The 10,567-nt window shown below is 52.9% G+C and carries 8 protein-coding genes and 1 pseudogene; 8 read left to right on the top strand and 1 reads right to left on the bottom strand.

Features of this window, described 5'->3' with window-relative positions; all coding sequences use genetic code 11:
* Positions 1 to 124: 124 nt before the first annotated feature.
* Positions 125 to 5,347: an EAL domain-containing protein gene (locus IQ273_RS24415; protein WP_313898233.1), complete on the top strand. Its 5,223-nt coding sequence runs from the start codon at positions 125 to 127 to the stop codon at positions 5,345 to 5,347.
* Positions 5,348 to 5,433: 86 nt separating this feature from the next.
* Here IQ273_RS24415 and IQ273_RS34520 read toward each other — a convergent pair whose 3' ends face one another.
* A complete protein-coding gene (locus tag IQ273_RS34520; protein WP_255534674.1) occupies positions 5,434 to 5,565 on the bottom strand; it encodes a hypothetical protein in 132 nt (43 codons plus the stop codon).
* A gap of 107 nt (positions 5,566 to 5,672) precedes the next feature.
* Here IQ273_RS34520 and IQ273_RS24420 point away from each other — a divergent pair, with 107 nt between their 5' ends.
* The 7 genes and pseudogenes from IQ273_RS24420 (at position 5,673) to IQ273_RS24450 (ending at position 10,439) form a co-directional block, all read left to right on the top strand.
* Positions 5,673 to 5,831, top strand: a complete 159-nt coding sequence (locus IQ273_RS24420) for a hypothetical protein (RefSeq protein WP_194025752.1) — start codon at positions 5,673 to 5,675, stop codon at positions 5,829 to 5,831.
* A gap of 158 nt (positions 5,832 to 5,989) precedes the next feature.
* On the top strand, positions 5,990 to 6,463 hold the full coding sequence (locus IQ273_RS24425) for a pyridoxamine 5'-phosphate oxidase family protein (protein WP_194025753.1): 474 nt from the start codon (positions 5,990 to 5,992) through the stop codon (positions 6,461 to 6,463).
* Positions 6,464 to 6,854: 391 nt separating this feature from the next.
* The gene (locus IQ273_RS24430; RefSeq protein ID WP_194025754.1) at positions 6,855 to 7,163 is read left to right on the top strand and encodes a hypothetical protein; all 309 of its coding nucleotides are present in this window, start codon (positions 6,855 to 6,857) and stop codon (positions 7,161 to 7,163) included.
* A gap of 49 nt (positions 7,164 to 7,212) precedes the next feature.
* Entirely contained in the window at positions 7,213 to 8,175 is a 963-nt protein-coding gene (locus IQ273_RS24435) for an Acg family FMN-binding oxidoreductase (protein ID WP_194025755.1), read from the top strand.
* A gap of 119 nt (positions 8,176 to 8,294) precedes the next feature.
* Positions 8,295 to 8,825: pseudogene (locus tag IQ273_RS24440) on the top strand (IS1 family transposase); the annotation flags it as partial.
* A 271-nt stretch (positions 8,826 to 9,096) separates the two neighbouring features.
* Complete coding sequence (locus IQ273_RS24445) at positions 9,097 to 9,573, top strand: hypothetical protein (RefSeq protein WP_194025756.1); 477 nt, start codon at positions 9,097 to 9,099, stop codon at positions 9,571 to 9,573.
* A gap of 11 nt (positions 9,574 to 9,584) precedes the next feature.
* On the top strand, positions 9,585 to 10,439 hold the full coding sequence (locus IQ273_RS24450) for a bifunctional DNA primase/polymerase (RefSeq protein WP_228053772.1): 855 nt from the start codon (positions 9,585 to 9,587) through the stop codon (positions 10,437 to 10,439).
* Positions 10,440 to 10,567: the final 128 nt, after the last annotated feature.

Raw genomic sequence — 10,567 nt, forward strand, 5'->3', positions numbered from 1 at the left:
ATACCTTCAGTGTCTTTTCTTATTAGCTTAAATTGGATCCGGTCTCAGTGATGACTCAAGGGGCAGGGAGAACACCTCTCCCGCCTATCTAGCTGTCGTCACCCGCCACGTTCAGTGTCGTCTAATAGACTTTCCCAGCTCGATGGCGGAACTGCTACAGCGGCGCACCTCACTATCCGTCAGCGTCATTGAGCATGAGATGCTGCTGGCGCTTAACCATATCTATATACTGCCGCCAGGGATGGTTGTGAGCCTGCACGGGCAACAGTTGCAGCTAGAGGAGCGTCGGGGAGGCATTGCCAATTATCCGATCGATCATTTCTTTTTGAGTCTGGCTCGGGAGCGGGGCGATCGCACCATTGGAATTGTGCTCTCTGGTACCGGACGCGATGGCACCGAGGGCCTCAAAGCGATCAGTCGTTCCGGCGGCATTGCCCTAGTGCAGTCACGAGAGACCGCTCAATTTGGGGCGATGCCGACCAGCCCCATCAGCTCGGGATTGGTTGATGAAATTCTCTCGCCCGAGGCATTGGCCCAAGCCGTTTGTGACATCATTCGCTACACCGAGACCCAAGCGACGGCTGGCGAAACTGCCGGGTCTCTGCTGCCCGATGAGCAGTTGACTCGCATTTTAGACATCTTGCAGCAACAGGAGAACATTGACTTTTCGCTGTACAAAACAGGCACCCTACACCGCCGTATTGTCCATCGTTTGCTGCTCTCTAGAGCCGATACGGTTGAAGACTACCTGACCTATTTAGCTGAAACCCCTGAGGAAGTCAAAGATCTTCGGCAAGACTTGCTGATTGGGGCGACTAGGTTTTTCCGTGATCCAGACATGTGGACCCTGCTGCAGCAAGACATCTTGCCAGCATTACTGGAAACGCTACAGCCGCAACAACCGCTACGACTCTGGGTCGCCGCCTGTTCCACTGGTGAGGAGGCGTATTCGCTGGCGATCGCCGTCTACGAAGTTATGCAGCGATTGGGAAAGAGCCATCCAGTCAAGCTCTTTGCCACCGATATTGATCAAGAAGCCCTGCTGATTGCCTCCCAGGGGATTTATTCCCGCAAAATTTTGCCAGATCTGGGAGCTGAACGGCTAGAGCGATTTTTTACGCCAGAAGGAAGTGACTATCGCATCAAAAAGTTCATTCGCACGCAGGTTATATTTGCTTCCCAAGATTTGACAAAGAATCCAGGTTTTTCGCAGATGCACCTGGTAAGCTGCCGAAATCTGTTGATCTACATGCAGGCTTCGCTGCAAGAACAGGTGCTAAAGCTTTTGCACTTCTCATTAACCTCCCAAGGGGTATTGGTTTTAGGTCCCTCTGAGCATTTGGGCACCCTTTCCCATGGGTTTGACACCCTCAATCAGCACTGGAATTTTTTCCGCAAACGGCAGGATGTCCAGTTACCCGTCAATCGTACGGTCGCATCACCCATGGTGCAGTCTTTTGCCTTAGCGCGACCCTCTAAAACTGTGCGATCGCCTTACGAACACCTGCTATCTGAGGTGTTGAAGCTGCGGTTTGGCCAGTCTCCGGTAACGTGCCTGCTGATTGACAACAACCTTCAAGTGCTGCACATTTTACTCAATACAGCCCGGCTGTTAGATTTTCCCCTCGGGGAGATGAATACTAGTGTGCTCGATTTAGTGCTGCCGTCTCTCAAGATTCCGTTGAGCACGGCCCTGCATCGGGCTCGGCGCGATTGTCAGCCGGTGTTGTACAGCGCCATTCAGGTGACAGAATTAGAGCCCGGCCAAAGACTAAATCTCTGGGTCGGCAACGTCAACTCTGAAACGGTTAGCCCTGAAGGACAGCTGATTGTCCTGCTAGAGGTGGAGCCCCTGACCCAACCAGCCGAGCGGGAGTCCGATACCGAGTTTGACCCCGACTCTGATATTTCGCGACATGTTCAGGAACTGGAGTACGAGCTGCAGCAAACCCGCGAAAACCTTCAAACCAGCATTGAAGAGCTAGAAACCGCCAACGAAGAGCAGCAAGCGACAAATGAGGAACTGCTCGCCTCCAACGAAGAGTTGCAGAGCACCAATGAAGAACTGCAGTCTGCCAACGAAGAACTCTATACCGTCAACGCCGACAACCACGAGCGCATTCGGCAATTGAGCGAGCTGACCACAGACATTGATAACCTGCTCCAAAGCACTGACATTGGCGTAGTCTTTTTAGACCGGGCGCTCAACATTCGCAAGTTTACTCCGGCCGCCACTGAAGTCTTTAATTTTCGGGTCGGCGACACCGGCAGACCTCTGGCGGAACTGGTGAATCATTTAGATATCGACAATTTAGTGGCTCTGATTCAGCAGGTGATAGAGACCCAGACTTCGCAGGAAACGGAAGCGACTAATCTGCAAACAGGCGATCGCCTGCTCCTGCGGATTCTACCCTATCGCCGAGAAGACGGTACAACCGATGGTGTTGTGCTTACCCTCGTCATCATCAATGATTTGAAACAGTTCCAGGAAGCCCTCCTGCAGAGCAACCAGCTGCTTGAGAGTCTATACCAGAATAGCCCCTTGGGCTTGTGCCTACTTGATCAAGAGATGCGTTTTGTCAAAGTTAACCCAACGTTGGCGGCGATTAACGGTTTGTCCATTGAGGCCCACATTGGACAGCCGGTACCAGAAATCTTGCCCGACTTTTATGAAACCGTCCGCGACTATTTTCAGCAGGTGCTTACCACCAATAGCCCAGTTACCTTTGAAATTAGCGGAACGACACCAGCCCAGCCCAGTGTCGAACGAACCTGGCTAGCCTCTTACTATCCGGTGATGCTAGGCAGCCAGCGGCGGGGTGTGGGCGCGATCATCACCGATATCACAGAACAAAAACAGATTCAGTCTAATCTCGTAGAAAGCAAAGCGCTGGTGCAGCAAATTGCTGAGGCGAGTCCGGCTATTTTGGCGTTGTTTGAGCTGCCCAGCGGCAAGACAACCTATATTAATTCAGCGATCGAAACGCTGCTTGGCTACACCCCAGATGAAATTTATCAAGATGGGGAAGAAATTCTGGCCCTGCACATTCATCCTAAGGATATGGCCAAGGTCCAGGCCCATTTTACCGCCCTTACCCAAGCGCCAATCGGTGAAATATTGGGGTACGAATATCGAGTCTGTCACAAAGATGGTTCCTGGCACTGGATTTATCAACGCAATGTGGTATTTAACCGAGATGCTACTGGGGCTGTGCAACAGGTTCTAGGGGTCGGCACCGACATTACAGAACTCGTACAGACCCAGGAGGAATTGCAGCACAACGAAATGCTCCTGCGCACCACGTTGGAAAGCACGCCGATTGTCCTCTTTACGCAAGATCTAGACCTCTGCTACACCTGGATTCACAACCCAGTCCCAGGCTTTCGTATGGAAGATATGCTGGGGCACAGCGATCGAGACTTTTTGGCTGCTGCTGAGGCGGAAGAACTCATTCAGCTCAAGCAGCATGTGCTCGATACTGGCGAAACCCGTTATTACGAGTTTGAGCTAAGAACCGGCGGACCTCCCCGCGTTTTTGATCTTACGTTTGCCCCCCAGCGCAACTTCGAGGGCGAGATTGTTGGGCTGACAGGGGTGGGTATCGACATCACCCGCACCAAGCACATTGAAAACCAGCTGCAGCGCGTCAGTACCAAACAACCTCAGTCGACTCAGGTAGTCGTGCAGCTGGGCGATTGGGACTACACCTTAAACACGGGACAAATGTCCTGGTCGGATGAGGTATTTGCGATTACTGGATTCAACCCTCAAGAATCTGTCCCGTCGGTAGGTGATGTATTCTGTCAGGTATACAGCGAAGACCGCCCACAGCTTGTATCCCTGGCCAATCAGCTGTACCAGATTCAGACCTCTTTCAGCTTAGATTTTCGCATTCATTCTCAGTTAGACGACTCTATCAAGTTTGTCAACGTCCTCTGTCGCCCTCGATTTGATCACGCTGAGAATCTGATTGGGCTCTACGGCACTGTAATGGATATCACCGATCAAAAGCAGTCTGAGACCTCTCTGGAGCAGCAGGCCTTTTTCGATTTTCTGACTCAACTACCCAACCGCCACTTTTTTCTGGAACATCTCAAACTATTTATCCGACGAGTCAGTCGGGATACTACGTACCAGTTTACTGTGCTATATCTCGATCTAGATGACTTCAAGGCAGTCAACGATACCCTTGGCCACAGTGCTGGCGACCAGGTATTAATTGAGGTCGCCCGGCGTCTAGAAGATGCCTTGCGTCCTGGCGATATCGTATCGCGTTTGGGTGGAGATGAATTCGCCATTTTGCTCGAAAAAACGTCCCAGCTAGAGCAGGCAATGGATATTGCGCTTCGCATTCAAGGAGCACTTTCAGTGCCGATTTCTCTGCCGACCACTCAAGTATCTACGACCACCAGCATTGGGATTGCCTTTTACTCTCCTGAAGATCCATGGGATAGCCAGACATCTATTCTTGAAAATGCCGACATCGCAATGTATTTGGCCAAGCGCCAGGGGCCAGGAAATATTCAAGTATTTGACCCTGGTATGCGCACCGAACGAATTGAGCAGGTAGAGCTAAAAATTAGCTTACGCCAAGCCCTCAGATGCCAGGAATTTGTGCTGTACTATCAACCCATTGTCAATTTGTCAGATCGAAAACTCGTTGGCTTTGAAGTTTTGGTGCGCTGGCAGCATCCTCAACACGGCTTATTGACACCCTTCAAGTTTTTGCCGTTGATGCAAAGCTCACGTTTAATGATTAGGTTGGAAAGCTGGATTTTAGAACAGGCTTGCCATCAGCTCAGCCAGTGGGCAGCCCAATTTGACATTGATCCGTCTTTTCGCTTTCACATCAACATCTCTCCCGAATTTATGATTCATGACGACTTCTTAAATAATCTAAAGATCATTTTCAATGAAACGGCTGTTAAACCTCAGCAAATTTGCCTCGAAATTACGGAGAACGTCTTTGTTGGCTATGGTAAGGCGGTTGATGAGTGTATCAAAGGACTCAAACAGTTGGGAGTCCATATTGCCCTAGACGACTTTGGTACCGGGTTTTCTTCTCTCTCCTACCTGCATCGGTTTCCCATTGACGTGATTAAAATTGATCAGTCTTTTATCAGATCGTTAGATTTAGATCCGTCTTTGCAAAGGATTACTCAAGGGATTATTAATTTAGCTGAGAGCCTTAATCTGTCTACAGTCGCAGAAGGTATTGAAACTCTACCGCAGCTTCAACTCTTGCAAACCTTACCCTGTCACTATGGCCAGGGATACTTGTTTTCTAAACCCCTGCCCGCAACAGCCGCTGAACAGTTGTTGCAAGAGCCAGAGCCTTTTATATAGAGCCCATTTGAGATCTTTTGGCGATTACGCGAAAATTGAGGAGACGTTTACCCCCCTTAAGCGCCTACTCCGCCGCACAGAGCCGGTCAATCGCCGCCTTTGTGTCGGTGCCCAGGGCCATTCATCTCCACCAATCGAGCCAGGAGGATCGCGATCCACTCCTCCAACTCTTTTTTAGTCAGTTTGGTGCGATCGCCCTTTTCGATCCGCTGCTCCATCGCTGCGATAATTTCGAAGCCATAGCTATGGACAGTTGAATGATAACGGCATCGTCTGTGGGTTCAATTATAGCAGTCAGTAAATTTATACCGGTATATAAAATTTTATGTCAAAGAACCCCCACGGGCCAGCGGTGCCGATGGGGGTCTTGATGGGACAGTTGAGGAAAGCCGCCGCGATCGCGCTATGGGGCCACCCCCGCATTGGTGCCAATGCCCAGCTCATCAGCCAGCGCCTTACCCGATACCCCATGCCGGGCCATTAACTCGTTCAGCCGCCACATTATTTGCAGCTCCGGAAACCTGAACCCTGGTGACGATGGGCGGAGCCAGTCTTGGAACCGAGGTAACGTAGACCGTCGAGTCCAGGCGTTGCAGCTTCGTATAATTGAACCTGAAGGGCTGTCAGTGAGGTTTTCAGTCGATGCTTAGCGACGAGGTATTGGAGTACATTGATCGCAGTGTGTTGTGCTGGTTGGCCACGGTGGATGGGTTGGGTGCACCGAATGTGTCGCCCAAAGAGGTGTTCTGCGCCCACGGGTCGAGTACGGTGCTGGTGGCGAATATTGCCTCACCGCAGAGCGATCGCAACCTTCGTAGCAATCCCCAGGTTTGCCTGAGCTTTGTGGAGGTGTTTGTGCAAAAGGGCTATAAGCTCAAGGGCACCGCCGAGGTGGTGCGGCCTAGCGATCGCTGTTACCCTGAGCTAGAGGCCCCGCTGCTGCGCCTCACCCAGGGGATGTTTCCGATTCACAGCATTTTTGTGGTGCAGGTGCAGGCGGTGGAACCCATTGTAGCCCCCAGCTACCGACTCAAACCAGGCACCACGGAGGCCACCCAGATAGCCGGGGCGATGCTGGCCTACGGCGTGCGGCAGTCCGCAGGCCAGCCCCAATGAATCAGCGGGTCTTGATACTGATTGTTAGGGAATAGGGGGACATCTTTGTCAAAAGGATTGACAAGACTCTTATCTCGATTGGCCGTAGCCCCAAGACTGGGCGATCATTCGAGCAGAGCAGGGGTTAGCCAGTGCGGTTGAGGTTTTGCGTCAGCGCTGGCTTGAGTAGACCTAGGGAGACTGGGGAGGGATACAGATGGGGGTGCGATCGCCCTGCGGCAGGCGGTCCCGGCTCAACAAAACGCCACCGATCGCGACAAAAGCATTAAATCAGCACTTTTCGTATGAACTGAGGGTATAAGTTTTGAGTCGGTCTCGGTCGGGGCTGGGGCGATCGCCCTACAATACTAAGTAATCCTACTCAGCGACTGATCGTTGCGGGGTGCCTCGGGTGGTTCTCAAAAGCTTGGTCATCTGGCTGATGTTTATCCTAGTCGAAAGCCTCAATGGAACAGCCCGTATTCTCTGGTTGGTGCCTGCCCTGGGGAATGGTTTAGCCCATCAGGTCTCCTTTGCCATCGGCTCAGTGCTGATTTTGACCATGGCAACGGTGTTGGGGCCATGGTTGCAGGCCTCGTGGGTGCAGAGGCTGCCCATCTTTGGGGCCGATCGCCTGGTGGATGGCCGAGGCAATATGCGCTGGAAACTGCAGGGGCTGCTGCCGATGATGCAGGCCAGTGGAACCGATGTGACGCATTGATCGAGCCCGCTATCGCTGATCGATAGTTTCTCTACCCAGAGGCATTCCTATGGATAACGCCCGCCTCCTGCAGGACTTGGTTCGCTACGGCACCCTGGCTGCTTCTAGCCACAACACCCAGTGCTGGCGGTTTCGGGTGGATGAGCAAAGCATTGCCATTCTGCCCGATCTCTCCCGCCGCTGCCCCGTGGTTGATCCCGATGATCATCACCTCTACGTCTCTCTCGGCTGCGCGGCGGAGAACATTTTGCAAGCCGCTAAGGTCCACGGACTGGCGGGGCAGGTGAGGTTTGATCGAGTTGGAGATGGCGCTGTCCATATTACGTTTGCCCCCTGCGAACCAGAGAGCACTCCGCTGGCTGAGGCGATCGCCCAGCGCCAATGTAGCCGCACAGAGTACGACAGCCAGCCCCTGCCCCCAGAGGAGTTGGAGCTGTTAGCAGCGGCAGGCACAGGAGCGGAGGTGCGAGTGGTGATGCTGACGAGTCCAGCTGAGTTGGCCAGGGTGGAGGAGTTTGTGGTGCGGGGCAACACCGCCCAGCTCAACAACCCCGCCTTTGTGCAAGAACTGATGGCTTGGATTCGCTTCAACCGAGCGGAGGCAGAACGCCAGGGGGATGGACTGTATAGTGCTGCCTCCGGGAATCCATCGTTGCCGCGCTGGTTGGGGCGGCTGATTTTGCCCCTGGTGCTGCGGCCAGGGCCAGAAAATGAAAAGTGCATTCGCCAACTGCGAAGTTCAGCCGGAGTGGCGGTATTTGTGTCCGAGCCTAGCGACCCGACCCACTGGGTGGAGGTGGGCCGCTGCTATGAGCGCTTTGCCCTGCAAGCCACGGCCTTAGGCATTCGTAATGCGTTTTTGAATCAGCCCGTGGAAGAAGCGGCCCTGCGGCCTGAGTTTGCCCAGGCCCTGGGGTTGAGCTCGGGACGGCCCGACCTGGTGGTGCGGTTTGGCCGGGGGCCAGAGATGCCCAGGTCGCCCCGGCGGCCCGTCGAAGCAGTGCTGGTTTGAACCATGGCCAACCCAGAATTGACTGTACTGCTTGTTCCCTTGGGGATGCTGTTTGTCCTTGCCGTAGTGCTGTTGGTCAGGCGTTGGTAAATGAAAAGATGAATTGAAGGGATGCCCCTGTCAACGGCATGGGCTTTCGAAGCATGAGTCGAGTCACGGGGATTGCCCACACCAGTTTGCTGAATTGGGTGAAGCAAGTCGGGGAACGGTTACCCGACGCCTATGACCCTGAGGAGATTCCGCACGTCGGAGAACTCGATGAGCTAGAAACCTTTGTCGGACAGCGAAAGAACAAGGTCTGGATTTGGACGGCGGTTGACCATTTTCGAGCCGGTATTTTGGGATGGGTCATCGGCGACCATAGTGCTCAGACCTTTCAGTTGCTCTGGCAGAGCATTGAGTTCTGGCAGTGCTATTTCTGGGTCAGTGATGGCAATCCTGTCTATCCTGGGTTTATCCCAGAAGGCGATCAGATTGTGAGCAAGACTTACATGATCCGGGTAGAAGGAGAGAATACTCGGCTGCGTCACTACTTGGCTCGGCTGCACCGTAAAACATTGTGCTACTCCAAGTCCCTCGATATGCTCAGGCATTCTGTACGACTCTTGATTCACTATCTCAAGTTTGGGGATATCCCTGTTCCTGCCTGATTCATCTTTTCATTTACCAATGCCATGACAATTTCAGTGCCTTTTTTGTGGCTTAATTTTCTTTGAGAAAATCCAGCAGCACAGGGTTGGGCACTGGTCTCTTAATCGGTGATGAAACTCCAAAACCCTTATGCAGACATGGTTTAAAGCGATTTAACCTGCAATCATAAAAACACTTGTCCAGCAAGGCTTTCAGCCATCCACCTCCTGTTAGCGAACCAGTGCCGAGGTGTCACCAGCTGCCCTAGCAGATCCGGGACAGAGCCAAGCTTTGCTTAAAGATTTGCGTGAATGGTATTCCCATGCGCGGGCCTTGGGGCGATCGCCGTCGCACCTGGATCGCATTGAGCAGATCGGCCAGGCGATCAAATTGGGGCATGAGGGGGCGTATGGCGACGTAGACAGAATGACGCGCCAGCACGACCAAAAAGCCCATCTCCAGCAGATCGCTAATGTTTTGGCCCAGTCTAAATACCTGTTATCTCAGTTAGGGCAAGATCAGCCCGATGGCTCAAAAGTCTTTGCTGGCAAGACCTATACCCTTCTCAGTCAGGGAGATGAGATCGCCGTTTCGGCGACAGAGCGAGGCGAAATCTTTAAAGCCAAGGGAAGTAGGGCATTGCACGGTAACGGATTGACTGCTGAGGATGCCCGCAAGTTCGGTGTCCAGGTATCTAAGGTTCGACAGTTCGTGGCGGCACAAACTAAGAACCAGCAAAACAATCTAGCGTCTGTTCATGATAGGTAGCGTCTATACAGATGAACGAATTATCGTCATGGCCCAAGCCGCCATCCGTGCAGGATGTCGCGAATTGGTTGTTGAACAATAACCTACCGCCGCTCCCCATTGCACCGGAGCAGGATGCTTACCAGTATCCCAAGGTAAATCCTGACCGCCCGAACAGGGAGATTTATTGCCATATCCCCTTGGTTGAAGTTGATGGGAAGCTCTGCCCGGTCTCTAGATTTACCGGTAAGAATCCTAGCTACCTGGATGCCGACGGCCATCCGCACATTGTCAATCATCGGGACTTTCAGACGAGAATGCCTGAGCCTAGTGAGCTGGAAGCCTGGTTTTCCAATCCCCAGAATGGAATTGCCACGCTGGGCAATGAGCGCACCGTGTTCATTGACTTCGATGTTAAAAATTTTGGCTCAAAAGACGCTTGTGATGCCGCCGTTTTAGCGTGGGCTGAGACCCATCCTCACCTGAAGCAGACCTACGCAGAGCAGACCCATCGGGGCGGGTGGCATTTTGTGGTGCAACTGGATCACCCTAAAGACTTTACCAACTTTGCCCTAGAGCCTGGTGGCCTGCATGTGGGCGAGGTGCTTGGAGTTGGCAGGGTCTGTGTCCTGGCTCCGACCATTGGCCCCACAGGCAATCCTTACCGGGCTAGACATCGCGTAGCGGCCCCAGTAGCTGTCGCAGACCTCTCAGCGATTGGGATATTTAAGTCGGGGGCTCAGACTGCAACAAAAAGCTCTAAGCATGGGGTTCCCCTTGGCGGGGCTCTACCTGTCAAGGCTCGGCCCTGGCGTAAAAAGACGCTGCCAGGGAGTTCGACGGTAGACCCTTGGTGGTGCAGAAAAGTCCTGAAAGGGTTGTTGTGAAAGGAGTCCCAAATGAGACAGGGTAGATGGGAAGGGGCATTTCATGAGAGGCTTGAATTCCCCAACTCAAGGCCAGTCTCATGGAAACACCCCTCTTGTATCGTCAACTGCAAGACCAATTGAGTCAA

The sequence above is a fragment of the Nodosilinea sp. LEGE 07298 genome (assembly GCF_015207265.1).
Taxonomy (GTDB): domain Bacteria; phylum Cyanobacteriota; class Cyanobacteriia; order Phormidesmidales; family Phormidesmidaceae; genus Nodosilinea.

Bases quoted from the DNA above. Each gene is read 5' to 3' on its own strand.
- IQ273_RS34520 (WP_255534674.1), bottom strand. From the start codon at position 5,565: ATGGAGCAGCGGATCGAAAAGGGCGATCGCACCAAACTGACTAAAAAA.
- IQ273_RS24420 (WP_194025752.1), top strand. From the start codon at position 5,673: ATGTCAAAGAACCCCCACGGGCCAGCGGTGCCGATGGGGGTCTTGATG.
- IQ273_RS24425 (WP_194025753.1), top strand. From the start codon at position 5,990: ATGCTTAGCGACGAGGTATTGGAGTACATTGATCGCAGTGTGTTGTGC.
- IQ273_RS24435 (WP_194025755.1), top strand. From the start codon at position 7,213: ATGGATAACGCCCGCCTCCTGCAGGACTTGGTTCGCTACGGCACCCTG.
- IQ273_RS24450 (WP_228053772.1), top strand. From the start codon at position 9,585: ATGAACGAATTATCGTCATGGCCCAAGCCGCCATCCGTGCAGGATGTC.